Consider the following 24,581-nt stretch of genomic DNA (forward strand, 5'->3'; position numbering starts at 1 on the left):
GGGTCTCCGTCAGGCGAGGATGGCGCCGCGCGGCACGGCCATGCCGCGCTGCACGGCCGGACGCTGGGCGAGGCGCGCGTGCCAGCGCGCCACATGCGGGGTGAGCGCGAGATCGTGCTCGGCCCAGCCGTGGCGGGCTACCCAGGGGAAGGCAGCGATGTCGGCGATGCTGTAGGCGGTGCCTGCCAGATAGGTCTGCGCGGCCAGCCGGCCATCGAGCAGCCGATACACCCGATCGACCTGCCCCAGGGCATAGGCGCGTGCCGCCGCGGGCTTCTCAGGCGCCAGCTCGGTCCAATGATGTGCCTGACCGGTGGCGGGGCCGAGGCCGGTCAGCGCGACCATCAGCCACGCCAGTGTATCCGAGCGCGCCCCGCCCGAGGTCGGCAGGAAGCGGCCATGCGCCTCGGCCAGATGCAGCAGGATGGCGCCGCTTTCGAACAGCACCAGCGGCTGCGCGCCGGCGGCTTCCTCGACCAGGATCGGCACCTTGCCGAAGGGGTTCAGCGCCAGGATCTCCGGCGCGAACTGCGCCCGCGCGCGGATGTTCACGCCGGTCACCCGGTAATCGAGCCCAAGCTCCTCCAGCAGGATCGACACGCGATGGGTGTTCGGCGTCGCCCAGCCATAGAGATGGCGACTGACGACGGGATCATTCATTTGGTTCTCATTCCAAACATCGGCCGCATCCTGATCCCGATCCAGCAGCCTGGCATCGCGGCGGCGAGCCATACGAAGCCGTGCAGGCTGCCCGATGATGCGCCACCGAGGAAGGCGCCGACATTGCAGCCGAAGGACAGCCTGGCGCCCACCCCCATCAGCAGCCCGCCCAGCGCCGCCCCTGTGGCACCGCGCCAGCCGATCGGCGTGCCGTGCCGCAACCGGCCTTGCCCTGCCGCAGCGAGAAGGGCACCGAGCAGCAGCCCTACATCGGACAGCGAACCGTGCATCGCGAGCAGCGGACCGTCGAGCGTTTCCCGTGTCCAGCCGGACGACCAGAACTCGAAGCCAGAAAGGTCCCATCCCAGGGCTTGCAAGGCTTGTGCGCCCCAAAGCGTCAGGCCCATCGTGATGCCCCAGGGCGTGCCCGAGACGAGGAACAGCGCCGCGGCGCCGGCCCCAATCACCGCGCCTGCCAGCAAGCGCTCGCGCGACGGCCGCGCTCCACGCAGAACCACCATCGCGCCGAGGCCGAGCAGCACCTCGGTCACCACGAGCCCGCCCCAGGGGCCAAGCAGGGCAGGCAGATCGATCTCGCCAAGGCTAGGCAGCCGGAGTGCGGCGGGGAGCATCAGGCTGCCCAACACGCCGCCGAAGCAGAAAAATGGGAGTGCTACCCACATCCGGCGCGACCCCTGGCCGGCCGCGACCAGGGTGCCGGACCCGCAGCCGTTGGTGATCTGCATGCCAACGCCAAAGACCACTGCGCCGACCAACAGAGAAAGCCCGATCGGGGCGACGAACCGCCCATAGCCCTCCACCAGCACGCCGACGGGCAGCACGATCAGCGCTGCTACCGCGGGCACGATGAAGGCTGCGCCGAGCGTGCGGCCATCACGCTCCACGAGCAGCGCGCGAAATCCGCCGGCGAAGCCGTAGTCGAGCCAGACAAACATGGCGCCAAGCAGGATCGCCACCGCCAGGACCGGCAGAAGCGCCGCATCGCCAATTCCGGAGATGCCCGCAATGGCCAGAACGGTGCCGGCCGCCCCGAGCAGGAGGCTCGCCACATGCACCCGCGGCTGCGCGGCCGAGAGCGCGCCCGCCATGCTATTCGGCGGCCTTGCGAACCAGGGTTTCGATGAAGGCCTCGGTGTTGCGCTGGCCCTCGGGCGGGACGGTGACGCCGTGACGGGCAAAGACCCGCTCTGCGATATCCGCCCCGGTGCTGCGGGTGATGAAGGTACGGCCCTGGTCGTCCTCCCACACCAGGACACGCATCGGCAGGTCGATGGCGAGCGTCGGGTTGGCGGCCATGCCCGGCGTACCGGCGCGCGGATTGCCGAACAGGACCACCGTGCGCGCCCGCAACGTCATGCCGACATCGCGTGCCGCGGAGGCGTGGTCCACCTCGGTGAAGACGATCCAGCCGGCCTCGCGAACCGCGGCCGTGAAGCGATCGAGCGTTGCGCGCGTCCCATGCGCACTTGGTCTGGTCACGAGACCCGCCTGCTGCGCATTGGCAGGAAGGCTGGCCGCAAAGATCGTGAGCGCCGCGCCGAGGAAGATTGTGCGGCGCCTCATCGGATGTTCGCGAGGTTCATCGTCGAAAACTCCTCCTTGTTCTTGTTGCATTGCCGATTCTTGACGCCGCTCAGAACCGGGTGATCAGATCCACCCAGCCATCCGGCAACGCCGCCGTCAGCACCGCCTCCACCCGTCGGTCCAGGCCGCTCAGCATGGCCACGCCAACCAGCGCCACAACACGCCGCCCAGTGCCGGCCGGCCCCAACCCCCCGCCTTGGCCATATGGCGACGCAACGCCGGCATGGCACCTCGTGCCACCGTGCCGAGCGCCAAGAGCGGCAAGGCCGCACCCAGGGCGAACGCCGCCATCACCATTGTGGCCTGCGCGGCTGTCCCGGCCTGGGCGGCCAGGCCCAAGGCCGCGCCGAGCGCAGGCCCGGTGCAGGGCGCCCAGGCCACGCCCAGCACGACGCCGAGCCCGAACTGACCGCCAAGCCCCTGCGCCGGCATCTGCTGCGCCAGGGCGGAGATCGGCGCCATCATCGCCTCACCCGCCATGGTCAGGCGTGTGGCCAAGCCCGCGACCACCAACGCGAGGCCCGCCAGCAGCAGCATCACCGCGGACCCGATCCGCAGCACCTCGGGGTCGAAGCCGATCGAGGTCGCCAGCAGGCCAAGCACGACGCCCAGCCCGGCAAAGCCGATGACCAGGCCACCCGCCAAAGCCAACGGTGCCAAGCGATGCTCGGCGGTCGCGGCACCGAGCACGATCGGCAGCAAGGGCAGCACACAGGGCGAAAGGCTGGCGAGGATCCCCGCCAGCCCGGCCGGCAACAATGTTCCCATGGCCGCGGCGTCAGACGGCGCGGCGGATCAGGTCGCGGATCTGCGTCGCGTCGGTCACGCCGATGATGCGGCCGCGCTCCTGCGCGCCGTTGAAGGCGATGATCGTGGATTGCTGCCGAACGCCGAGGCGGCGCAGCGCATCGTTCTGCGTGTCGAAGTCGACGGTGAGCAGCAGCGCTGATGCCAGCGCCGGCTCCGCCAGGGTAGCGGCCACATGCGGCGCCTGGGCGCGGCAGGTCGGGCACCAGGGTGCCGTGACCTCGATGATCAACGGCCGACCGGCGGCCTGCGCCGCGGCGAAGGCTGCGTCGGACCAGGGCGCGCGCTCGGCGGCGCGGGCGGTCGAGGCAGCGGCGGCGACCCAGCTGAAGGCGAGTGCGGCGAGCAGCGGGCGGCGGGGCAGGTGCGGCATGGTGGTTCTTCTCCTCGATGGCACGGGCAAGCCCAGTGAGGCGCCTTCGCTCGGCTTCGATGGAAGGTTACGCGAGCCGGGCAGAAATTTAGGACCTTGCCAGCGCTCACAGATGTTCTAGAACGAACGCTCTAGAATAGGAACGCCGCTGCCCATGGCACGCGCCCGTGAGTTCGACGACACCGCTGTCCTTGACGCCGCCACCGACCGCTTCTGGCGGCAGGGGTACGCCGCGACCTCGGTGCGCGACCTCGGTGAGGCGATGGGGCTTGTGCCGGCGAGCCTCTACAACGCGTTTGGCAGCAAGCACGCGCTGTTCGCGCTCTGCCTTGACCGCTACCTCGACCGCAACATGCGGGAACGGATCGAGCGCCTGGAAGCGCAGCAGGCGCCACGTGCTGCCATCGAGGCCTTCCTGAACGAGATCGTATCGCGTTCTCTTGCCGATCCGCGTGGGTGCCTGCTGGTCAATTCAGCGCTGGAAGTCGCGCCGCATGATGCGGAGATCGGGGCTGTCATCGCCGCGCGGCTTGGTGAGTTGGAGGCATTCTTCCACCGTTGTGTTCTCGCTGGGCAGCGCGATGGGAGCATCGCCGCGGCGCCGTGCGCGCGCGACCTCGCGCGGCTGCTGCTGACCACCGTGATGGGCTTGCGCGTGCTGGCGCGCAGCAAGCCGGAACCGGCCCTGCTGCGGGGCGCCGCGCGCCAGGCGTTGGCCCTGCTCGATCCTCCTCCCACGGACCAAGCGACATGATCGACCTGCACTACTGGACCACGCCGAACGGCCACAAGATCACGATGTTCCTGGAGGAGGCGGGCCTGCCCTACCGCATCGTCCCGGTGAACATTTCCGCCGGCGACCAGTTCAAGCCGGACTTTCTGGCGATCGCGCCGAACAACCGGATTCCCGCCATCGTCGACCATGCGCCCGCCGATGGTGGCGCGCCGGTGTCACTGTTCGAAAGCGGTGCCATCCTGCTCTATCTCGCCGACAAGATCGGCCGCTTCGTGCCGCCCGCCAGCCATATCCACAGCCGGGCCGAGGTGCTGCAATGGCTGTTCTGGCAGATGGGCGGACTCGGCCCGATGGCTGGCCAGAACCACCATTTCAGCCAGTACGCGCCGGAGAAAATCCCCTACGCGATCACTCGCTATGGCAACGAGACCGGGCGGCTCTATGGCGTGCTGAACAAGCGGCTGGCAGATCGTGAATTCATGGCCGGCGCCGACTACTCCATCGCCGATATGGCGAGCTACCCCTGGATCGTGCCGCATGCGCGTCAGGGCCAGAACCTCGATGATTTCCCTCACCTTGCGCGCTGGTTCGCCGCCATCAAGGCGCGGCCTGCGACCGAGCGTGCCTATGCCCGCGCGGCCGAGGTGAACACGGCACCCACGGTCAGCGCCACCTCGGCCGCGCTGCTGTTTGGCCAGACCGCCGCGACCATCGCCAAGACCTGACACCGGAGACGCACCCATGATCCGCTTCTATTTCCACCCAACGCCGAACCCCGCGAAGATCGCGCTGTTCCTGGAAGAAGCCGGCCTCGCCTACGAGACCGTGCCTGTGGACACGATGAAGGGGGAGCAGCACGAGCCGGCGTTTCGCACCATCAACCCCAATGGCAAGGTGCCCGCGATCGTCGATACCGAGGGCCCGGGCGGCGCCGAGGCGCGCGTCTTCGACAGCAGCGCCATCCTGCTCTACCTCGGCGACAAGACCGGGCAATTCCTGGGTACGCCCGCGGACCGGCCGGAGCTGCTCTCCTGGCTGTTCTTCATCGCCTCGGGACTCGGCCCTTTCTCCGGCCAGGCCGTGCATTTCCAGTGGGCCGCTCCCGAGGGGCTCGACTATGCGCGCAACCGCTACCGGCGCGAAGCGGAGCGGCACTACCAGGTGCTGGAAGACCACCTCGCCGGACGCGAATTCGTCGTCGGCGACGGCTACACAATCGCCGACATGTCGGCTTGGGGCTGGATCGACCGCGCATCGCGCGTGATGAAGGGCGAGACCGATCCGCTGGCCGGCTTCCCGAACATCAAGCGTTGGTTCCAGGGCATCGATGCACGCCCAGCGGTGGCGCGCGCGCGTGCCGTGGGCAAGGACCATGCCTTCAAGAAGGATGCGGATGAACAGACCCGCCGCGCGATGTTCCCCTCCAACTATCCGCGCGCCTGACGCAAACCCCCATCTCGGAGATTTCAATGATGACCCAGACCATGAAACTTGCCGCCGGCGCGGCCTTTCCCGCCATCACCGTGCCGCGCCTCGGCGGCGGTGAGATCGCTCCCGCCGCGATGGAAGGCTGGCGCCTGCTGGTCGTCTATCGCGGCAAGCACTGCCCGCTGTGCAAGCCCTATCTGGGTACGCTCGACAAGCTGCTGGAGGAGTTCGAGGCGGCTGGGGTGGCGGTGGTGGCGGTATCCGCCGACCCGGAGGAAAAGGCCGCGGCCGACCTTGCCGAGTTCGGCTGGCGCTTCCCGCTCGGTTTCGGGCTGACCCTCCCGCAGATGCAGGTATTGGGGCTGTATGTCTCGAACCCGCGCTCGCCGCAGGAGACCGACCGGCCATTTTCGGAGCCCGGCCTGTTCCTGATCAACCCTGCGGGGCAGGTGCAGCTGATCGAAATCTCCAACGCGCCATTTGCACGACCCGACCTGGCCGGTATCGCCCGTGGCGCGAAGCGCATCCAGGAGATGAACTACCCGATCCGCGGCACGCTGGCCTGATCCCGCCATGCTGACCGGCATCCGCGCCTGCGTCTTCGATGCCTATGGCACGCTGTTCGACTTCGCTTCGGCGGCCGCCGGCTGCGCCGACGTGCTGGGTGACAAGGCCGGTCCACTGACCACCCTTTGGCGGGACAAGCAGCTCCAGTATTCCTGGCTGCGCGGGCTGCAGGGCCGCTACGTGCCGTTCTGGCAGGTCACGGGCGACGCCCTGGACTTCGCGTTGGAGACACTTGACCTGCCGGCGGACGGGCCGCTGCGCGAGCGTCTGATGGACCTGTACCGCACGCTCGGCACTTTTCCCGAAGTGCCCGGCGTGCTCCGCGCACTCCGCGAGGCGGGCTTTGCCACCGCTATCCTGTCGAACGGCTCGCCGGACATGCTAGCGAGCGCGGTGGAGGGCGCCGGGCTCGGCGGGGCCTTCGATGCGGTGATCTCGGTGGACGAGGTCGGCAACTTCAAGCCGGACCCTCGCGTATATCAACGCGCGGTCGACCGGCTCGGTGTGCCTGCCGAGGCGATTGCCTTCCAATCCTCCAATGCCTGGGATGCGCATGCCGCCTCAGCCTTCGGTATGCGTGTCGTGTGGTGCAATCGCTATGGCCAGCGGCGCGAACGGCTGCCCGGGACACCGGCCCACGAGATCCATAGCTTGGCGGAGCTGCCCTCCCTGCTCGCACCCCTGGCGGTGCGGCCTTGACCGGCTTCGCCGAGATCCGCGAGGCTGATGCGTCCCCGCGATCGCGGTCATCTCCGCCGAGATTAGGCATGCGTCGGGCCTGCCCCTGGTGAACCTGATCTGGCGCCATTTCGCCGCGCTGCCCGGGGTGCTGCCCTGGGCCTGGGCGGCCGTCGCGTCGATCATCCGCTCCACCGCGATGGAGGCGGCGCGCGGCCGGGTCACGGCAGGCATCGCGCTGCCCCCGTCAGGCCCTTTCGATTCGCGCGAAGCTGGGCTCTAAGCCGGAGAAATCGCACGGATCACCGCGGTTCTCGACGATTATACTCGCGGCAACCTCACCAACCTGCTGGCGCTCACCGCGCTGCGGCTGCGTCTCGAGCGCCCGCAACTGCGGTCATGCGCGCCGTTGCCCGCCAGCGACCCACGGCCGCACCAGAGCTTGATCCGCCGCCGAGCCTGGCCAGCCTGTCGCCGGAGCGGGCGCCGCACGCTCCTGGCGCGATGGCGCGTCCTCGGGCAGGCTGGTCATGATTCGGCGCGAATTTCGGCCTCCCGCACCAGGCGGCCCCAGCGCTCGGTCTCGGCGGCGACGAAAGCCACGCTGCGCGGCTCTTCCCAGCCGAGCACATCGAAGCCGGCCTCGGCCGCGCGGCCGGCGGTCTCGGGATCTGCCATGGCGGCCGCGGCTGCTTCGGCGATGCGGCTGCGTAGCGCCGCAGGTACCGCGGTGGCGGCGACCAGTGCGGTCCAGCTACCGATCTCGATCGCCGGAAAGCCGGCCTCCGAAACCGCAGGTATCGAGGGCAGCAGCCGGTGCCGCGCCGGGCCGGTCACCGCCAGTGCGCGCAATCGCCCACCCTGCACCTGAGCCAGCGCGTCGGGGAGGTTCGCGAACATGAAGTCAATCCGCGCGCCGAGCAGATCGGTGATGGCCGGCGCGCCGCCGCGATAGGGCACGTGCTGCAGGCCGACCGCGCCCGGCACTTCGCGCCGGAACAGCTCCAGCGCCAGATGCGCCGGCGTGCCGCTCCCCGATGAGCCGCCATTCAGCGGCCGCTGCTGCGCAAGCTGTGCCAGATCGGCCAGCGTGACCGCCGGCGAGCCGGCCGGCACCACCGCGACCAACGGCAGCGCGCCGAGCAGCGTCAGCGTCGCTGCATCGGCGCGGAAATCATACGGCGCGTCGGCTACGAGCGTGGCGTTGATGGCGTGGGTCGAGGTGATGGTGAGCAGGGTGTGGCCATCGGGCGGGGCGCGCAGGGCGGCTTCGGCTCCAAGCAGGCCGTTGGCGCCGGCGCGGTTCTCCACGACCACCGCCACGCCCCATACGATGCCGAGCCGACGCGCCAGCAGACGGGCGGCGATATCGGTCTGCCCACCGGGCGGGAAGGGCACCACCAGGCGGACCGGCCGGGTGGGGAAGCGGTCCGTGTCGGCGCTGGCGACTGGCGCACCCAGGACGGCCGCTCCGCCCAGGCCCAACATAGCGCGCCGCGTGGCGCGAGCGCGCGATACGGCCATCCGTGTCTCTCCTTCGTCAGGGTTGCTCCGGTGCCTCACTTCGCTACTGCGCCCGTCGAGGTTACACCTAAGGATGCCTTTCTCTCCCACTCTCGCTGCGTCCTGAAACCAGATCTCGATTAGCGGGCCATCCCCTTCGCCCGGCGCCTGGGCGATGGCGCCTAGATCAATGCGGGCGCCACCGGCATGCTGGCCGATGACGGCACGGCGCGGGTCTGGTTCGCGGTGCTGACGCCCCTGACCAGCAACCTCCGGATCGAGATCCTGCCGCTCGACTACGACCATGCCGCGGCGGCCGGGGCGATGCGCGTGGCACAGTTGCCGCAGGGCTACGCCGCCGCACCCGGCAGCGGCATCTGGCTAAGCTGCGACGAGCTGCCCGAGGCCGAGCGTGCCCGGCGTGGCGTGCAACTCGCCCCCGTGAAACTCGGCTGGTCGCGCAGCGATTGGTCAGCCCACCGGGTGGCCGCTGCGCATGAGTCGCGGCCCGAGCACCCCGGCCAGCACTGTGACGACCAGCACGGACAGGCCATGCCACGCCAGCACCATCGCGGCTGCATCCAGGTAGTGAATGAAGCTGAGCCCGACACTGGCGAGCGCGGCTGCGGACAGTCCGCCCAGCGCCGCCACGGGGCTTGCACGCAGCCATGTGGCGTGGCGGGCGAGCCAGAGCATCGCAACGGTGAGCGGCACGCCGAGGCCGGCGATGAACACCAGGCAAGGCACGCTCATGCCGATCTGCAGCGCCTCCGGCCCCAGACGCGCCATATCCTGCAGGCAACCCCACCCCATCGTCGCGAACCAGGCGGCAGCGGCGGGAAGCGGCAGCAAGGCCCAGTTCCGGCTTCGCTCGGGCAGGGCGATTTGGAAGGCCGCGAAAGCAGCCAGCACCCCGGTGGCCAGGGCCGCGATAATTTGCGGCAGGTCGAAGCCCCCGGCGAGGCGCTCCGCAAGGTCATCCCGCAGGCCGAAAACCAGCACCGCTACGCCGATAACAGCCGCCACGATGCCGAGCCAGACTGCGGTGGCCCGTGCGGGGTGCGGCGCCGGCCGGACCGGGCGCAGGTCGGCGGCGAGGCGGTGGATCAGGTCTTCGCTGTGCATGGGCGTGTCACTCTTCCGTGCCGAAGCGTCGCCGTAAAGCATGCAGCGCGCGATGGGTGGCAACCTTGAGCGCGCCCACGCTCATGCCCGAACGCTGGCTCGCATCCGCCAGGGTCAGGTCCTGGATCTTCGTCAGCCGGAGCGCGGTGCGCTGCGCTGGCGGCAGGTCCTCGATGGCCTGTCGCAGGTTTGCCGCGGCACGCCGCGCGTCCAGCTCGACCTCCGCGGCAGGCTCGCCCGAAGCGATCTCCCCCGCTGCGTCCACCGGAAGCTGGCGCCGGACCCTGCGACCGCGTGAGCGAACACGGTCTAGCGCACGCCGCTCAGCGATGGCGACGAGCCAGGGACGGAAGGGACGTGCGGCGTTGTAGCTGTCCCGCGCCCGGTGAATCGTGAGCAGCGTGTCCTGCACGGCGTCTTCCGCCTCGGTCGCGTCACGCAGGCGCGCGCGGCATATGGCCCGCAGAAGCGGCAGGCACTCGCGGAGCAGCGCTTCATAGGCGCGCGCATCGCCGGCCTGCGCGGCCGCCATCATTCGCGACCAGCGCAGATCGCGCGCATCCCGCTCGGTGGCCGTGGCCGCCTTGCTGACTTCGCCCAGGGTCACGTTGAACGAACCCACTCGGCATGCTGGCACGCTGGCATGGGACATCCGGATGGAACCCTTCGAAGAATGGCCGGCGAGCATTCAGGCAGGGCGCGTCGCACAGCCCTCCATTCGCCTGAGCGGCCTTGGAGGTTACGCGGGGTTCACCCCTCGGCACCCGGCTCGAAACGCTGCGGCTTCTGGACCACTCTCCATTCCGCATCGCCGGACTAAAGTGCACTCGGGGGGCGATATGAATTCCGTATTCTCCGCACGTAATGGGCCGCCCCCCGGCGCGGCGGCGCAATCGGCCGTGGATCAGGAGCGGTTCTTGAACCGCCAGCTGTCGTTGCCGGTCTCGATGATGGCGCAGGGATGCGTCAGGCGATCCAGCAGCGCGGTCGCTATCTTGCCCGGCGCGCCGGGCCATGAGATCCGCAGCCTGGCGGAGCTACCGGCATTGCTTGCGCCGCCCGGCTAACCGACGAGGCACCTGCAACGAAGACCTGGTTGCGCCCGTCGCGCCGCCAGGGAGACCCAGCCGATGCTTCGTCGCAACCTGCTCCTCGCCGCCCCCGCCGTGGCGAGCCACGCGCCACGCCGCGCCGCGGCGGCGCAGGTGCAACCTGTCCTGGTCGAGCTTTTCACCTCGCAATCCTGTTCCTCCTGCCCGCCAGCGGATGTCCTGCTGGGCGAGTTGGCCGGCCGGCCGGATGTGCTCGCGCTGTCCTATCACGTGACCTACTGGAACCGCCTCGGCTGGCGGGACCGCTTCTCCCTGCCGGAGGCGACCGAGCGGCAGCGCCGGTATGCCGCAACCCTTGGCCACAACCAGATCTACACGCCGCAGACGGTGATCCAGGGCCAGCGGGATGCGGTCGGCTCGAACCGCGCCGCGATCGCCGCCGCCATCCGCGCCGCGACACCCGGCCAGGTTCGCCTCTCGCTGCGGGAGGCAGGACCGGCCGTGTCGGTTGATGCCGGCGCCGGCGAGGGCAGCGCGACCTTCTGGCTGATCGGCTATGACCGCCAGCATGTCACCCCTGTTGCAGGCGGGGAGAACCGTGGCCGCACGCTGACGCACAGCCATGTCGTGCGCAGCCTGAGCCCGCTCGGCGAATGGCGTGGCCAGGCCATGGGCCTCACCGGCACGAGGCCTGCTGGCGAGCGCGTGGCGGTGCTGCTGCAGGCGCATTCCGGCGCCATCCTAGGCGTGACGACGCTGTGACCTGGGCACCGGCGGGAGGGCGCACTCCGTGGCGGAGCGCGACGGGCACGGCTGAAGCCGCATGTCGTGCTGCATTGCATTCATGCACGGCGAGTCATAAAAGGCGACATGGCAATTCTCGAACGCACAGGGCAAGGCGGCGGACCTGGTCGCCCGCGCAGCTTTGACGAGACCCAGGCGCTCGATCGCGTCATGCACGTCTTCTGGGCGAAGGGCTACGAGCACACGAGCTATCCCGAGCTGGAGGCGGCCACTGGCCTGCACCGGCAAAGCCTGCGCTACGCATTCGGCGACAAGGCCGAACTCTTCCGGCGCGCAGTCGAGCACTATGCGCGCAGCCGGCTCGACACGGTGGAGGCCCTGTTGCACCGGCCTGGCTCGGCGGCCGCAAACATCCGGGCTGTGTTCGATTTCTGGGCTCGCGATGCTCGTGCGAGCGGTCGCGGCTGCCTGATGGTCAATAGTCTCGCCGAGTTTGCCGACGCTCTCAGCGCGGTGGCGCCGGTGCTCGTGGCCGCGAACCGGCGCCTGCTAACTGCCTTCGCAGATGCCTTCCGCACCGCGCAGGCCGAGGGCGCGATACGTCCCGAACTCGACCCGGACATCCTCGCGGCGCAGGGGGTCGCATTGGGCGACGGCCTGATGCTGCACGCACGCAATGGCGGGCTGCACGCCGAGCCAGGCGCCGTTCTTGAAGCCTTCCTGTCCATGGCCCGCGCTCCGCCAGGGCGTCGTCGCTAGGCCGTAAGTGCGCTCAATTGATGACCGTTCATACACAATATAGGAGATCGCAATTTGTCCGCCTGGTTCTACCTGACAGTCGCCGCCCTGTTTGAAGTGACCTTCGCGATGAGCATGAAATACGCCGAAGGCTTCACACGGCTGGTCCCGACGCTCGTGACCGTCATTGCGGTCATCGGTGGCATCGGCTTCCTCACCCTCGCGATGCGTACGCTGCCCGTCTCGATCGCCTATCCGATCTGGACGGCGGTCGGCACGCTGGGAACGGTGGCCCTGGGCTACCTGTTTCTCGGCGAGGCGCTGACACCGCTGAAGATCGTCTCGGCGATCCTCATCGTCATCGGCGTCGCCGGGCTCAAGATCTCCGCCGGCTGAACCTCCGCGTCATCGGCACGAGGCCCGCCCGGGAGCGCGCGGCGGTGCGCCTGCAGGCGCGTTCCGGCGTCATCCTCGGCGGGGCGACGCTGTGACCTGGGTGAAGTTCCGATGCGGATTTCACAGTGGCAGGAAACGCGGCGCCTGAACCTCCGCCATCGCGACGCCGCCCAGGTCGTCGGTATCGGCCGACAGCGCCAGGTGCGTGGGGAGCGGTGCCAACTCGCCAAACGCTGCACGGTAGTCGGCAGCCGGATCGACCCTTTCGTCGTGCCAGCGGCCGAAGGGCGCCTCCGGCCCGCGCAGCACGATCAGCACGCCGTCCGGCGCGATGTGCGGGTTGGCGGTGACGGTGCCCGGCGGCGCTCGTCCGCCCCACACATAGGTGAGCACGCGCCCCGAGAAGGCGCCGCCTAGCAGCCCCGCGCGCAGCCCCCGACGGAGCACGGCGCCAAACCCGCCACCGCGCCCGGCACCGGCGAACAACAGATGCACGCTGGCCGGCCGGTCATCGGCGCCGATCGTCGCTGCATCGCTGGGCGCCGGCGCCGCGAGCACACGCCAGCGCCAGGCCAGGCGGTAGCCGCCGCCCGGGACCTCGTCCTGCCTGGTCGAGCGCAAGAGAAAGCCGACCGCGCTTTCGGCGGTCATGACGACCATCCCGTGCGGCCGCCCGATGAACCGCGCCGCGGCACGTCCTGGCACATCGAGGCAGCGCCAGCCCTCGGCCATCAGCGACGCGTCGGCACCTGCAGCCGGCCGGGCCGCCAGAGAGGGCAGGACCGTCAGGATCAGCGGCAGCGCGCGACGCGGCGTCGTCATCGCGCGCGGTTCCGTGCGGAATCGTAAAGTTCGGCCAGGCGTTCCGGCGCGACACCCAGCGCATACAGCAGGTGCACACGCAGCCAGCCCGCGATGATCGCAACCCGCCCCCGCCCGGCAAACCGTCGCGACGAGGTGACCAGCGCCGGCGTCTCGATGCGCAAGGTGGGGCCCGCGCGTTCCATCCGACGGACCAGATCGAAATCCTCCATCAGCGCGATCGGGCGGATGCCGCCGATCGCATCGAGGGCCGTGCGGCGGACGAAGATGCCGCTGTCGCCGTAATAGATGCCGTGCCGTCGCAAGCGGGCATAGAAGCCCTCGAGCCAGCGGGAGAATCCCTCCGCCCCGTCGAACAGCAGGCTGAAATTGCCGCCCGGCGCTTCTGCCCGCCGAGCCAGCGCAGCCTCGATCGCCACCAGCCCGCCAGGTGGGAAGGTGGTGTCGGCATGCAGCATCAGCAGCACGCTGCCCCGCGATGCCGCAATGCCGCGGGCCAATTGCCCGCCGCGCCCGGGCGGGCCGCAAACCCATCGCGCGCCAGCCGCGTCGGCTGCCGACCGGGTGCCATCCGTGCTGCCGCCGTCGCTGACGATGATCTCGCCAAGCGAGACCTCGGCGCGCAGCTGCGCCAGCAGCGTCGGCAGGCATTGCGCCTCGTTCAGTGTCGGGATGATGACGGAAATCACGCGCTAGCCTCGGCGAAGAGGCTGTCTTCCCCCGCTCCGATCAGACCCACCCGACGAAATCTGGCCTGAAGGCGGCGCCAACCCGTCTCAAGACGGGCCTCGGGAGCCGCACGAGCGAAGGCAAGGCCGTGATCCGCCGCGGCGGCGGCCGCACAATCGCGCCAAAGGCACCGCAATCGGCGATGGAGCTCAAGCCGCACCTCGATCTGCTGGGCCTGCAGGGCCGCCGCGTGCAGCAGCACGCGGCCGAGCGCGAGGTGCCGCCCTTCGTCGCGCGCCGATAATCGCGAAATCTGCTGCATGACCGGGCACGGGAAGTCGCGTGCCAATTCCTGCTGGATGGCCAGCGCCTCGCTTTCCAGCACCACATGCGTCGCCAGCACCAGACCCACGGCCGAACCCCGCCAATCCTGGATATGGCCCAAGGCCTGGACCAGCAGGGGGCGCGGTGGTGCGATGTCGCCTATGCGGGCGAGATAGCGCGCATAGGCTTCGACGTGCCGCGCCTCATCCGCGATCTGCGTCGCCATGGCCTGGCGAAACGGGCCTTCCGGCAGCAGCGGCAGCAGCGTCTCGCAGGCCGACTTGGCGACCTGTTCGCCGTGCAGGAACTGGCTGGTCAGGATCACATGGTTGCGGCGCGGCAGCCACCAGGGGCGTTGCGGTGGCACCTACCAATCAACGTCCCGCGTGGCCGACCACGCCTGTTCGGCCGCCTTGTCCACCAGCACGCCGCAATATCTCGTCGCCTGACCGGAGCCAGCGAAGCCCTCCCCGGGCGGAGCTGCGGATTTGCATGGCTGCATGGTTGCGCTCCCAAGCCAATGGAACGCCTTCGGCATGGTAGCGCCCGAGGTTACGGCGCATCGCTCGGCGGTCCGCAGGAGCGCCGGCTTCAAGAGCGCCGGCGATGAGCTGCGGCGGTGGGGCCGCGTAACCTTCGTCGCCCGTCAAGCGATAGCAGAGTGACAGACCGGAGAGAGACATGACCCCGCCTGCCGATCGCCTGGCGCTGTCGCTGCTGTTGCTGCGTCTCTCCCTTGGAATTTTCTTCCTGCAGTGGGGCGTAGAGAAGTTCGTCGTACCCGGCACCACCACGGCGATCTTCCGCAACTTCTACGGTTTGGCGGTCGATGGCGTGCTGCCCTCGGTGCTCGGCGGCGCGCAGATCGCGCTGGCGTTGGCGTTCGTCGCCGGGGTGGTGCCGCGCGTCAGCTACGGCCTCGTGACGCTGCTGCACTTCGTGACCGTCATCGTCACCATCCCGCGGCTGATCTCGCCGTGGAATCCGGTGAGCAACCACTTCTTCATCGCCGGCGTGCCGGTACTGGCCGCCTTCGTCACGCTCTACCTGCTGCGCGACAGCGATCGCTGGACCTTGCCGCGAATGTTGCGGCAGCAGGCCTGAGCCATGACGGGACCGACGGACATGGGGTCGACGCCGCACCACCCCGCGCGGCGGCCGGTGCTGCGCGAGGGTGTCCTGCACGCCGATCTCTGCATCATCGGTGCGGGCTCGGGTGGCCTGTCGGTCGCGGCCGGCGCGGCGCAGATGGGTGCCGCCGTGGTGCTGGTCGAAAAGCACCGCATGGGCGGCGATTGCCTGAACACCGGCTGTGTGCCCTCCAAGGCGCTGCTGGCCGCGGCGCATGCCGCGCAGGCCGTGCGCGATGGCGACGTGTTCGGCGTGGTGGCGCCGGTGTCCGTGATCGACTTCGCTCGCGTCCATGCGCATGTGCAGGGCGTGATCGGCGCCATCGCGCCGCATGATTCCGTCGAACGCTTCGAGGGTCTCGGCGCCACCGTCATCCAGGCCGCCGCGCGGTTCACCGGACCCGCCGAGGTCGAGGCCGGCGGGCAGCGCATCCGTGCGCGGCGCTTCGTCGTCGCGACCGGCTCACGCGCCGCCCTGCCGCCCGTGTCGGGCCTCACCGACACCCCTTACCTGACCAACGAGACGGTCTTCGACCTCACCACCCGCCCCGAGCACCTTATCGTGTTGGGCGGTGGGCCGATCGGGATCGAGATGGCGCAGGCCTTCCGCCGCCTCGGCGCCGCGGTGACGCTGCTGGAACGTGCCGCCATCCTGCCGAAGGATGAGCCAGAGGCCGTCGCTGTGGTGCGCGGCGCCCTGCTTCGGGCGGGGATCGACCTGCGCGAACAGGCGGCCGTCGGCGCGGTGCGACCGGTGGCGGACGGTGTCGAGGTCGAACTCGGCGATGGCGCCCGCATCGAGGGCACGCATCTGCTGGTGGCGGCCGGCCGCGCGCCGAACATCGCGGATCTCGGGCTTGCCGAAGCGGGCATCGCCACGACGCCGCGCGGCATCACGGTGGATGCCGGGTTGCGCACGACGAACCGCAGCGTCTACGCCATCGGCGATGTCGCGGGGGGGCCGCAATTCACCCACATTGCCGGCTATCACGCCGGCATTGTGATCCGCAACGCGCTGTTCGGCCTGCCCGCCAAGGTCGACTACGCGGCGTTGCCCTGGGTGACCTATGCCGATCCCGAGCTCGCCCATGCCGGGCTGACCGAGGCCGAGGCACTCAAGGCCGGGCATGTCGTCTCGACCCTGACGCAACCGCTTTCGGGAAATGACCGTGCCCAGGCCGAGCGGGCGACCGAGGGGCTGATCAAGGTCGTGCTCGGACGCGGCGGACGCATTCTCGGCGCCACGATCGTCGCGCCGCACGCCGGGGAGATGATCGGCATGTGGGGGCTCGCCATCCATCAGCGCCTGAAGATCGGCGCCGTCGCGGCCTCGATCGCGCCCTATCCCACGATTTCGGAGATTTCCAAGCGCGCCGCCGGCGGCTTCTACACGCCGAGGCTGTTCGGGGCGCGCACGCGGCGGTTCGTCGGGCTGATCCAACGCTTCCTGCCGTAACGCCGCGCGTAACCCTCGGCGCATCTGCAGCGAAAAGCGCGTCGAGACCCAACGAGGAGAGCATCACCATGCCGACCCCCGCCATTCGGCTCGATCGCCGGAGCCTTGCGGCGCTGTTCGCAGGCCTCGCCATCATCGCCGACAGCCCGGCACAGGCTGCCTCGCCCGCCATCTTCACGCCGCGCTCGGGCCTGGCGCTCGACGGCTACGACACGGTGGCCCTCTTCACGCAGGGCCAGCCGGTGCAGGGCGATGCACGCTTCGAGACGGTCTGGCAGGGGGCGCGCTGGCGCTTCGTGAGCCAGGATCACCTGGACCGGTTCCTTGCCGACCCGGCGCGGTTCGCCCCGCAATATGGCGGCTATTGCGCCTGGGCGGTCGGCGCACGGAACGCGCTGGCCCCGGGCGATGCCCGCTACTGGCGGATCGTGGATGGCAAGCTCTACGTGAACTACGACTCGGGTGTGCAGCGCCAATGGGTGCGCGACATTCCGGGCTTCATCCTCGCCGCGGACCGCAATTGGCCGGCGATCCTGACACGCTGAACCGCATTTAGACGAGCGAGCGACATGAGCCGTGTCCTGCACGACAGGCGCGTCTGGTTTGCCCTGGCGGTGGTCGCTCTGATGGTCGGGTTGCGCGCGAGCGGCGCCGCCGACGCGCTGTCGCTCGACACGCTCGCACGGCATCGTGCGGTGCTGGTCGGCCTCGTGGCGGACAATGTCGTTCTGGCGGCACTGGCCTATGCGGGGCTCTATGTCGCCGCGGTCGCCTTCTCGCTGCCCGGCGCGGTGTTCCTCACCCTGGCCGGCGGCTTCCTGTTCGGGGCCGTGGGCGGCACACTGCTGACCGCCTTCAGCGCTACGCTGGGCGCCACCCTGGTCTTCCTTTTCGCTCGCCGGATCTTCGGGGCGGATGCGCTGGATCGCCTGGGCCCCACCGCGGCGCGGCTGGCCGATGGCATTCGGCGCAACGCGGCCTCCTACCTGCTCGTGTTGCGCCTCGTGCCGTTGTTCCCCTTCTTCCTCGTCAATCTGGTGCCGGCCTTCGTGGGCGTCCGGCTCGGGACATATCTGTGGACCACCCTGCTCGGCATCCTGCCGGGGACCGCGGTGTTCAGCCTGGCCGGCGCGGGGCTCGGCAGCGTGCTCGACGCCGGCGGCACGGTGGACCTGCGTACGGTTCTCACACCCGAGATCATCGCGGCACTGTTTGGCCTGGCCGCCTTGTCGCTGGCGGCTATTCCGCTCAAGGCGCGGCTGGCGCGGGCGCCGACATGAGGCGCCGCGCGATGCTCGGGCTTGCCGCCACCGCGGCCATCGCGCCACCGGCGCGGGCCGAGGCCACGCTCGATGCCCTGCTCGGCCGCTATGTTGGCGCCTATGTCGATGGCGTGAATCGCGTTCGCTACGCGGCCTGGAAGAACGCCGCTGCCGATCTCGCGGCCCTGGATGCCTGGATCGCCGAGGCAGCGGCGCGGCGCCCCTCGGGCATGGCGCGGGCCGAGGCGTTCGCCTATTGGGCCAACCTCTACAACGCACTGACCCTGATGGTGGTGCTGCAACGCTACCCGGTGCGCTCAATCCGCGACATCCGCTCGACCGGCGTGCCCTTCGACCCACGCCAGTTCATCGGCCCCTGGCGCACGCGCCTGGTCACGGTGGAGGGGCGGCGCCTGTCGCTCGATGACATCGAGCACGAGACCATGCGCCCGACCTTCCGCGATCCGCGCGTGCACTACGCCGTGAACTGCGCCTCGATCGGTTGCCCGAACCTGCGACCCCGGACCTGGCGCGCGGCGACGCTGGAACAGGATCTCGACGCGGCCGCCGCCGATTTCGTCAACCATGCGCGCGGCGTGACGGTGCTGCCGGATGGCAGGCTGCGCGTCTCCTCCATCTACCGATGGTTCCGCGAGGATTTCGGCGGCGATGATGCGGGCGTGGTCGCGCATCTCCGTCGCCATGCGGCGCCCGCGCTCGTGGCCCGGCTTTCCGCGGGCACGGTGATTGCCGAGGATATCTACGACTGGACGTTGAACGATGCGGGCGAGCCGCCGCGCGGCTGAGTCCGGTGCCCTTGGCCTGGGGCGCCGCGCTGCCATGTTGCCGTGAAGAGGAGAAACCGTGGAGTCGATCTATTACGTGATGGCATGGGCCTGTCATCGGAAGTGCAAGCATTGCTATGAGGACCGCTTCCGCCCGTATGTGCGTGGCGCACTGGAAGCCGTGGTGGCGGAGGCCGAGGCGAATTATCCGCGCATCATCGCCAACCTGCCCGAGCGCCTGACCTATTTCGACCGCGACGATCCCAATCCAGACGGCACGCTGCCGCTCAAGCCGGGGCGCATCATCCTGTCGGGCGGTGAGGCGCTGCTCGATGCGGTGCGGGAGCGCGTGACCTACAGGGTCATCGACGCGCTGCAGGAGAAGTATCGCGGCCAGGGCGTGAAGATCGTGGTGCAGACCACGGGCGACATCCTGACCGAGGCCATCGTCGCCGAGCTCATGGCGCGCGGCGTCTGGATGATCTCCGTCGCCTCGATCGATGACTTCCATGTCGGGCTGGAGGGTGCGGCGAAGCAGCAGGCCTTCATGGACGGGCTCTCGGCGATGTTCGCGCGGCACGGCATGCACCGCTCCGGCGTCTCCTCCACGCATCGCAAATGGTTCGAGGAGGAAGGCCCGCTCTACTCCTTCTTCGGGGCGCAGCCCGACAGCTGGATCGGCAAGCTCTGGCCGCGCGGCCGGGCCTGGCAGAACGGTCTCTCCGGCGCGACGCTGGACGACAATTTCTGCGCGCGCTGGTCGGGCGGCCTGAACTTCCTCGACCATCGCCACAGCGGTTCGGAGGTCTCGATCGAGCCGGATGGCGCGGTCTATCCGTGCTGCATCAAGACCAAGCTGCCGATCGGCAATCTGACCGAAGAGAAGCTGCTCGACATTCTCGACAGCCTCGCGGGCGACCCGATCTATGAGGCGATCAACGCCGGCCAGCCGCAGCGGATGGGCCTGTCGCAAGGCTGGTCGGTTGAGACGTTCGTCGAACGCTCCCACACCACCGACCCGAAGGGCCGGCCCTACGCCAATCTTTGCATCGGCTGCGACCGCTTCCATGAGGAGGTGCTCGCGCCGCGCATCGCCGCCGCCCGCGAAAGGCGGATGCGCGCCCGGGACAAAGCGCCGCAGGCCGTGGAGTTCCTGACATGATCCGCCGCCGTCACCTGCTGGGCGGCGCGGCACCGCTCGCCGCGACGCGGGCCAGGGCGCAAACCCCGGCCGATCCGCTGCTTGCCCTGCCCTGGGCCGAAATCGTGAACCGCGCGCGCGGCCAGCGCATGTTCTTCAACGCCTGGGCCGGCGATGACCGCACCAACGCCTTCATCGCCTGGGCCGGCGAACAGGCACGCGCGCGCCATGGCATCACCGTGACCCATGTGCGGCTGCGCGATACGGCCGAGGCCGTCGCGCGCGTCATCGCCGAGAAATCCGCCGGCCGCGACGAGGGTGGCAGCGTCGATCTGGTCTGGATCAACGGGCCGAATTTCCTCGCAATGAAGGAGCAGCGCCTGCTGTTCGGGCCGGTGCTGGACCGTCTGCCGAACGCGCACTTCGTCGACCGCGCGGGCAAGCCTTCCACCGTCATCGACTTCACCGTGCCGGTCGAGGGCCTTGCGGTGCCGTGGCGCATGGCGCAGGTGGTGTTCATCCATGACAGCGCACGCCTGCCCGCGCCGCCGCGCTCGATGCAGGCGGTGCTGGACTGGGCGCGCGCGAATCCCGGGCGCCTCACGCATCCCAATGCGCGCAACTTCATGGGCGTGACCTTCCTGAAGCAGGCGTTGCTCGAACTGGCACCCGACGCCGCGCTGCTGCAAAGCCCGGTGACGGAGGGGGCGCAGCGCCCCGCGCTGGCGGCGCTGTGGGATTGGTATGACGCGCTGCGCCCGAATCTCTGGCGCCGCGGTACGCAATTTCCCGAGAACGGCCCGGCCCAGCGCCCGCTGATGATGGATGGCGAGATCGACCTGTTCATCAGCTTCAACCCGTCGGAAGCGGCGACGGCCATCGCCAATGGCCAGTTGCCCGACACCGCGCGCAGCTACGTGCTCGAGCGCGGCACCATCGGCAACACCAGCTTCGTGGCGATCCCCTACAATGCCGCGAACAAGCTCGCCGCGATGGTGCTGGCCGACCTGCTGCTCAGCCCCGAGGCCCAGGCCCACGCGCAGGATCCGCGCGTGCTGGGCAATTTCACCGTGCTCGACCTCGCCGCGCTGGCGCCAGCCGACCGTGCGCGCTTCGAGGCCCTGCCGCGGCCCGCGGCGACGCCGAGCAACACCGAACTCGGCCGCCCCCTGCTGGAACCGCACCCCTCCTGGATGACGCGCATCACGACGGAGTGGGAGCGTCGCTACGTGCGCTGAGCAGGGCATGACGCTGCGCGCCGTGCCGGCTCTGACCATAGCCCTGCTTCTGCTGCCGATCGGCGCCGGGCTGCTGGGCACGCTGCTGCCGGCCTTCGGCCTGCTGCCGGCGATTGGGGGGCAGGCGCTGTCGCTCGAGCCCTGGCGGAGCCTGTTCGAGGCACCGGGTCTCGGCACAGCGATCCGGCTCTCGGTCAGCACGGGTCTGGCCGCGACGCTGCTTTCGCTAGCGCTCGTGCTCGGCTTCTGCGCGGCGGCACACGACACGCGCAGCTTCGGGCGGATGCAGGCGGCGCTGGCGCCGATCCTGGCCACGCCGCATGCCGCCCTCGCCATCGGCTTCGCCTTCCTCATCGCCCCCTCGGGGTGGATCCTGCGCCTGTTGTCGCCCTGGGCCACGGGATGGGACCGCCCGCCGGACCTGGTCACGGTGCAGGACCCGCTCGGCATCGCGCTGGTGCTGGGGCTTTGTCTGAAGGAGGTCCCCTACCTGTTACTGATGACGCTCGCTGCCCTGGCGCAGGTGCGTGCCGCGCCGGCCCTCGCGGTGGCGCGCACGCTCGGCTACGGGCCGGTGTTGGCCTGGCTGAAGGTGGTGGCGCCGCAGCTCTGGCCACAGCTGCGCCTGCCGGTCTACGCAGTGCTGGCCTTCTCGCTATCGGTGGTCGATGTCGCGCTGGTGCTCGGTCCGTCGAACCCGCCGACGCTGGCGGTGATGGTGGTGCGCTGGTTTGCCGATCGCGACGTCGCGCTGTGGTTCCCGGCGGCGGCCGGGGCCTTGCTCCAGGCGGGCATCGTGGCCGGTGCCATCGCGCTGGTCTTCGGGATCGAGCGTTTAGCGCGGCCAATCGGCCGGAGCTGGATCTTCGCCGGCCGCCGTGGCGGCGAAGGCGCGTGGCTGGCGCGTGGCGCCTCGGTGCTGCTGGCGCTGATCCTGGCGGCGAGCCTGCTGGCCATCCTGGCACTCGCCGTGTGGTCCTTCTCCGGCATCTGGCGCTTTCCGGACGCTCTGCCGCAAGCCTGGAGCCTCGCCACCTGGCGGGCGCAGGGGCAGGCGCTGGCGGCGCCCATCGCGGCGACATTGGGGCTGGCGAGCGCCTCCACCCTACTGGCGCTGGTCCTGGTGCTGCTGTGCCTCGAAGCCGAAAGCCGTTTCGCGCTACCGCCGGGCCGAGGGGCAACCCTGATCCTGTACCTGCCCCTGCTGCTGCCGCAGATCGCCTTCCTGTTCGGCCTGCAGGTGGTGCTGGTGCGGCTGCGGCTGGACGGTATGGCGGTGGCAGTGGTCTGGGCGCATCTGCTGTTCGTGCTGCCCTATGTCTACCTCTCCCTGGCCGATCCGTGGCGCGCGCTCGACCCGCGCATGCTGCGCGCGGCGGTGGCGCTGGGTGCGGGGCCCTGGCGATGCTTCCTGGCGGTGAAGCTGCCGCTGCTGTTGCGCCCGATGCTGGCGGCCGCCGCCGTCGGCTTCGCGGTGAGTGTGAGCCTCTATCTGCCGACGCTCTTCGCTGGCGCTGGCAGGATCGCCACGCTGACCACCGAGGCGATCACGCTCGCGGCCGGCAGCGATCGGCGCGTCCTCGGCGCCTATGCGCTGGTGCAGGCGGTGCTGCCGCTGCTGGTCTACGGCACGGCGATCGCGCTGCCGGCCTGGCACCACCGCAACCGCGCGGGGATGAGCGTGCGATGAGCGGGGCGGCACTCACCCTGTCGGGCATCCGCCTCTCGCTGGGCGGGGCGATGCTGCTGGCGCTGCCTCCGGTCAGCGTGGCGCCGGGCGAGATCATGACGGTGATGGGCCCCTCAGGCTGCGGCAAATCCAGCCTGCTGGCCTTCCTCTGCGGCACGCTGGCACCCGCCTTCCGCGCCGAGGGCAGGGTGTTGCTCGGCGGTGAGGATGTGACGCATCTGGCGCCGCAGCGCCGGCGCATCGGCATCCTGTTCCAGGACGACCTGCTGTTCCCGCATCTGTCGGTCGCGGAGAACTTGGCCTTTGGCCTGCCGCCGGGCGTGCGTGGGCGTGCCGCCCGCGAGGCGCGCATTACAGCAGCGCTCGATGATGCGGAACTGCCCTGCTTCGGCTCGCGGGACCCGGCGACCCTGTCGGGCGGCCAGCGTGCGCGCGTGTCCCTGATGCGCGCGCTGCTGGCCGAGCCGCGGGCGCTGCTGCTGGATGAGGCCTTCGCGCGGCTCGACGCCGCGTTGCGCGAGCGGATGCGACGCTTTGTCTTCGATCACGCCGCCCGGCTCTCGTTGCCAGTTCTCCAGGTCACGCATGACCTGGAGGATGCGGTGTCGGCTGCAGGATCACTGATGCGGCTTCCAGGGCCGGGGTGCGCCGCAACACTGGAGCGCGGGCCGGGAAGCTGAATCGGGCCAGGTCGCCTGCTGCCGATGTTCGCCCCGATGGGCCTCGAATATGGCCACCAGTGGGGCGGGGCCAAAGTCGGTCCAGTGACGCTGCGGGAAAGGACGCGCGGCGGAAATCATCGAAGGCATGATGGTCGAGCTACCGGTCGGGGGCCTGGCGAATGGTGGCGTGGCTCAGATGCTTCACTTCGCCAGAGCGTAGATGGTGACGGAGCCCTTCGCGCCCGTCTTGTTAGGGCCGAACATTCGCTCGCACGACTTCACCTCGACCGTGTTGCCCTTCTTCTTCAGGCTCGCAAAAAGCCTGCGGAGCGCGTGCTGTGGCTATCCCGCCGCATCGGCGATCTGCGCCACCGTCGCCCCCTCGGGCCGGCGCAGCATGCCCAGGAACTGTTCCTGCTTGGTGCCCTCGCGCAGCTTGCGCGGCGCGCCCGGTTCTCGGGCGATGCGGGCGGGCTGGAGGCGACGGAACGAAACCGCAGCGGACCTGCCGCACGACCCCGGCCTCCGCGCCGCCCTGCCGGATCTGGAAGCGGCGCCGGCCTGGGCGCGGGAGAGCGACACATCCGGGCCTATGCTGATCCAGGGAAGCAGGTATTCGGCGGCGCTGGTGCTTTTGTTGACCGCGGCATCGGGCCGGGCAGAGCTAGCGCTTCTGGGCTTCTCATGGCGGGGACGGCGGAGCATCGACGTGCGGCGCGAAGTGCTCCATCGCATGCCCATGCCTGCCAAGGAGAGCTATATCCAAAGCGGAGGGATTTGGGGGCGCAGGTCAGGGAGCACGTCATCTGGGATGGCTGCGAGCAATGTTGCGCGGCTGATCAGGGGATGCGGCGCCCATCGCGCTGTGCGCGGTGATCCAGCCCGTTGTCGAGGTCATGGTCGGCTGGGGCGAGATCCAGGTTGCCTCAGCAAAGAACCGGCTGGCACTGCGGACTCTTCCGTCAGATCTTCACCGCGAGTAAGCGGCAG

Annotated in this window: 30 protein-coding genes and 1 pseudogene; 18 read left to right on the top strand and 13 right to left on the bottom strand. The window is 69.7% G+C overall.

The features are described from left to right. Window positions 1–9: 9 nt before the first annotated feature. From HW578_RS01065 to HW578_RS01085, 5 genes are all read right to left on the bottom strand, one after another. Window positions 10–660 carry a glutathione S-transferase family protein gene (locus HW578_RS01065; protein ID WP_198368657.1) on the bottom strand — a complete coding sequence of 217 codons (651 nt, stop codon included), beginning with the start codon at window positions 658–660 and terminating at the stop codon, window positions 10–12. Next, a complete protein-coding gene (locus HW578_RS01070) occupies window positions 657–1,769 on the bottom strand; it encodes a YeeE/YedE thiosulfate transporter family protein (RefSeq protein WP_198368658.1) in 1,113 nt (370 codons plus the stop codon). The genes HW578_RS01065 and HW578_RS01070 overlap by 4 nt, the downstream gene beginning before the upstream one ends. 1 nt (window position 1,770) lies before the next feature. Next, window positions 1,771–2,244 (bottom strand): DUF302 domain-containing protein, encoded by a 474-nt coding sequence (locus HW578_RS01075; protein ID WP_198368660.1) that lies wholly within the window; start codon window positions 2,242–2,244, stop codon window positions 1,771–1,773. Window positions 2,245–2,394: 150 nt separating this feature from the next. After that, on the bottom strand, window positions 2,395–3,033 hold the full coding sequence (locus HW578_RS01080) for a cytochrome c biogenesis protein CcdA (protein WP_198368661.1): 639 nt from the start codon (window positions 3,031–3,033) through the stop codon (window positions 2,395–2,397). Window positions 3,034–3,043: 10 nt separating this feature from the next. Beyond that, window positions 3,044–3,445, bottom strand: coding sequence for a thioredoxin family protein (locus tag HW578_RS01085; RefSeq protein WP_198368662.1), 402 nt, complete (start codon window positions 3,443–3,445; stop codon window positions 3,044–3,046). A gap of 154 nt (window positions 3,446–3,599) precedes the next feature. Here HW578_RS01085 and HW578_RS01090 point away from each other — a divergent pair, with 154 nt between their 5' ends. The 6 genes from HW578_RS01090 to HW578_RS01115 all read left to right on the top strand — a co-directional run bounded on the left by HW578_RS01090 (window position 3,600) and on the right by HW578_RS01115 (window position 7,137). Continuing rightward, on the top strand, window positions 3,600–4,199 hold the full coding sequence (locus HW578_RS01090; RefSeq protein ID WP_198368663.1) for a TetR/AcrR family transcriptional regulator: 600 nt from the start codon (window positions 3,600–3,602) through the stop codon (window positions 4,197–4,199). Beyond that, window positions 4,196–4,906 (top strand): glutathione binding-like protein, encoded by a 711-nt coding sequence (locus tag HW578_RS01095; protein ID WP_198368664.1) that lies wholly within the window; start codon window positions 4,196–4,198, stop codon window positions 4,904–4,906. Before HW578_RS01090 ends, HW578_RS01095 begins: the two co-directional genes overlap by 4 nt. Before the next feature lie 16 nt (window positions 4,907–4,922). After that, window positions 4,923–5,624: a glutathione S-transferase family protein gene (locus HW578_RS01100; RefSeq protein ID WP_198368665.1), complete on the top strand. Its 702-nt coding sequence runs from the start codon at window positions 4,923–4,925 to the stop codon at window positions 5,622–5,624. Window positions 5,625–5,653: 29 nt separating this feature from the next. After that, window positions 5,654–6,175: a redoxin domain-containing protein gene (locus tag HW578_RS01105; protein WP_198368666.1), complete on the top strand. Its 522-nt coding sequence runs from the start codon at window positions 5,654–5,656 to the stop codon at window positions 6,173–6,175. A 7-nt stretch (window positions 6,176–6,182) separates the two neighbouring features. After that, on the top strand, window positions 6,183–6,875 hold the full coding sequence (locus HW578_RS01110; RefSeq protein WP_198368668.1) for a haloacid dehalogenase type II: 693 nt from the start codon (window positions 6,183–6,185) through the stop codon (window positions 6,873–6,875). Between the two features lie 88 nt (window positions 6,876–6,963). Then, complete coding sequence (locus HW578_RS01115) at window positions 6,964–7,137, top strand: hypothetical protein (protein ID WP_198368669.1); 174 nt, start codon at window positions 6,964–6,966, stop codon at window positions 7,135–7,137. 245 nt (window positions 7,138–7,382) lie between these two features. Here the strand turns inward: HW578_RS01115 and HW578_RS01120 are convergent, their stop codons facing one another. The 4 genes and pseudogenes from HW578_RS01120 to HW578_RS01135 all read right to left on the bottom strand — a co-directional run. Further along, window positions 7,383–8,663 (bottom strand): Bug family tripartite tricarboxylate transporter substrate binding protein, encoded by a 1,281-nt coding sequence (locus HW578_RS01120; RefSeq protein WP_198368671.1) that lies wholly within the window; start codon window positions 8,661–8,663, stop codon window positions 7,383–7,385. A 165-nt stretch (window positions 8,664–8,828) separates the two neighbouring features. After that, window positions 8,829–9,482, bottom strand: coding sequence for an NrsF family protein (locus HW578_RS01125; protein WP_198368673.1), 654 nt, complete (start codon window positions 9,480–9,482; stop codon window positions 8,829–8,831). A 7-nt stretch (window positions 9,483–9,489) separates the two neighbouring features. Next, window positions 9,490–10,104, bottom strand: coding sequence for an RNA polymerase sigma factor (locus tag HW578_RS01130; RefSeq protein WP_369407785.1), 615 nt, complete (start codon window positions 10,102–10,104; stop codon window positions 9,490–9,492). A gap of 282 nt (window positions 10,105–10,386) precedes the next feature. Next, window positions 10,387–10,479, bottom strand: a pseudogene (locus HW578_RS01135) (ATP-binding protein); the annotation flags it as partial. Between the two features lie 133 nt (window positions 10,480–10,612). Between HW578_RS01135 and HW578_RS01140 the strand changes: the two are divergent. The 3 genes from HW578_RS01140 (at window position 10,613) to HW578_RS01150 (ending at window position 12,412) form a co-directional block, all read left to right on the top strand. Continuing rightward, window positions 10,613–11,296 carry a DUF1223 domain-containing protein gene (locus HW578_RS01140; RefSeq protein ID WP_198368676.1) on the top strand — a complete coding sequence of 228 codons (684 nt, stop codon included), beginning with the start codon at window positions 10,613–10,615 and terminating at the stop codon, window positions 11,294–11,296. A 108-nt stretch (window positions 11,297–11,404) separates the two neighbouring features. Then, entirely contained in the window at window positions 11,405–12,037 is a 633-nt protein-coding gene (locus tag HW578_RS01145) for a TetR/AcrR family transcriptional regulator (RefSeq protein WP_198368678.1), read from the top strand. A 54-nt stretch (window positions 12,038–12,091) separates the two neighbouring features. After that, window positions 12,092–12,412, top strand: coding sequence for a DMT family transporter (locus HW578_RS01150; protein ID WP_198368679.1), 321 nt, complete (start codon window positions 12,092–12,094; stop codon window positions 12,410–12,412). A 120-nt stretch (window positions 12,413–12,532) separates the two neighbouring features. On the opposite strand, the gene HW578_RS01155 is transcribed toward HW578_RS01150, so the two are convergent. Genes HW578_RS01155 through HW578_RS01165 form a run of 3 tightly spaced genes read right to left on the bottom strand, consistent with a single transcriptional unit; the run spans window position 12,533 to window position 14,594 of the window. After that, the gene (locus tag HW578_RS01155; RefSeq protein WP_198368680.1) at window positions 12,533–13,234 is read right to left on the bottom strand and encodes a DUF3047 domain-containing protein; all 702 of its coding nucleotides are present in this window, start codon (window positions 13,232–13,234) and stop codon (window positions 12,533–12,535) included. After that, window positions 13,231–13,923: a TIGR04283 family arsenosugar biosynthesis glycosyltransferase gene (locus HW578_RS01160; protein ID WP_198368682.1), complete on the bottom strand. Its 693-nt coding sequence runs from the start codon at window positions 13,921–13,923 to the stop codon at window positions 13,231–13,233. Before HW578_RS01160 ends, HW578_RS01155 begins: the two co-directional genes overlap by 4 nt. After that, on the bottom strand, window positions 13,920–14,594 hold the full coding sequence (locus HW578_RS01165; RefSeq protein WP_198368683.1) for a ferritin-like domain-containing protein: 675 nt from the start codon (window positions 14,592–14,594) through the stop codon (window positions 13,920–13,922). The genes HW578_RS01160 and HW578_RS01165 overlap by 4 nt, the downstream gene beginning before the upstream one ends. 314 nt (window positions 14,595–14,908) lie before the next feature. On the opposite strand from HW578_RS01165, the gene HW578_RS01170 reads away from it, so the two are divergent. The 9 genes from HW578_RS01170 to HW578_RS01210 all read left to right on the top strand — a co-directional run bounded on the left by HW578_RS01170 (window position 14,909) and on the right by HW578_RS01210 (window position 23,609). Continuing rightward, window positions 14,909–15,331, top strand: a complete 423-nt coding sequence (locus HW578_RS01170; protein ID WP_198368684.1) for a hypothetical protein — start codon at window positions 14,909–14,911, stop codon at window positions 15,329–15,331. 3 nt (window positions 15,332–15,334) lie between these two features. Further along, window positions 15,335–16,813, top strand: a complete 1,479-nt coding sequence (locus tag HW578_RS01175; protein WP_232478408.1) for a dihydrolipoyl dehydrogenase family protein — start codon at window positions 15,335–15,337, stop codon at window positions 16,811–16,813. 68 nt (window positions 16,814–16,881) lie between these two features. Further along, complete coding sequence (locus HW578_RS01180) at window positions 16,882–17,358, top strand: YHS domain-containing (seleno)protein (RefSeq protein WP_198368685.1); 477 nt, start codon at window positions 16,882–16,884, stop codon at window positions 17,356–17,358. Between the two features lie 24 nt (window positions 17,359–17,382). Continuing rightward, window positions 17,383–18,093: a TVP38/TMEM64 family protein gene (locus tag HW578_RS01185; protein WP_198368687.1), complete on the top strand. Its 711-nt coding sequence runs from the start codon at window positions 17,383–17,385 to the stop codon at window positions 18,091–18,093. Further along, window positions 18,090–18,881 carry a DUF547 domain-containing protein gene (locus HW578_RS01190; protein ID WP_198368688.1) on the top strand — a complete coding sequence of 264 codons (792 nt, stop codon included), beginning with the start codon at window positions 18,090–18,092 and terminating at the stop codon, window positions 18,879–18,881. The genes HW578_RS01185 and HW578_RS01190 overlap by 4 nt, the downstream gene beginning before the upstream one ends. A gap of 58 nt (window positions 18,882–18,939) precedes the next feature. Continuing rightward, window positions 18,940–20,022, top strand: coding sequence for an SPASM domain-containing protein (locus HW578_RS28345; protein WP_198368689.1), 1,083 nt, complete (start codon window positions 18,940–18,942; stop codon window positions 20,020–20,022). Continuing rightward, the gene (locus HW578_RS01200) at window positions 20,019–21,239 is read left to right on the top strand and encodes an ABC transporter substrate-binding protein (protein ID WP_198368691.1); all 1,221 of its coding nucleotides are present in this window, start codon (window positions 20,019–20,021) and stop codon (window positions 21,237–21,239) included. The genes HW578_RS28345 and HW578_RS01200 overlap by 4 nt, the downstream gene beginning before the upstream one ends. Window positions 21,240–21,246: 7 nt before the next feature. Further along, a complete protein-coding gene (locus tag HW578_RS01205) occupies window positions 21,247–22,929 on the top strand; it encodes an ABC transporter permease (RefSeq protein WP_198368698.1) in 1,683 nt (560 codons plus the stop codon). Then, on the top strand, window positions 22,926–23,609 hold the full coding sequence (locus tag HW578_RS01210; RefSeq protein WP_198368699.1) for an ATP-binding cassette domain-containing protein: 684 nt from the start codon (window positions 22,926–22,928) through the stop codon (window positions 23,607–23,609). Before HW578_RS01205 ends, HW578_RS01210 begins: the two co-directional genes overlap by 4 nt. 324 nt (window positions 23,610–23,933) lie before the next feature. Here HW578_RS01210 and HW578_RS01215 read toward each other — a convergent pair whose 3' ends face one another. Then, window positions 23,934–24,332, bottom strand: a complete 399-nt coding sequence (locus HW578_RS01215) for a DUF3489 domain-containing protein (protein ID WP_255528924.1) — start codon at window positions 24,330–24,332, stop codon at window positions 23,934–23,936. Window positions 24,333–24,581: the final 249 nt, after the last annotated feature.

This window comes from Roseomonas rosulenta, assembly GCF_016106005.1.
Classification (GTDB): Bacteria; Pseudomonadota; Alphaproteobacteria; order Acetobacterales; family Acetobacteraceae; genus Neoroseomonas; species Neoroseomonas rosulenta.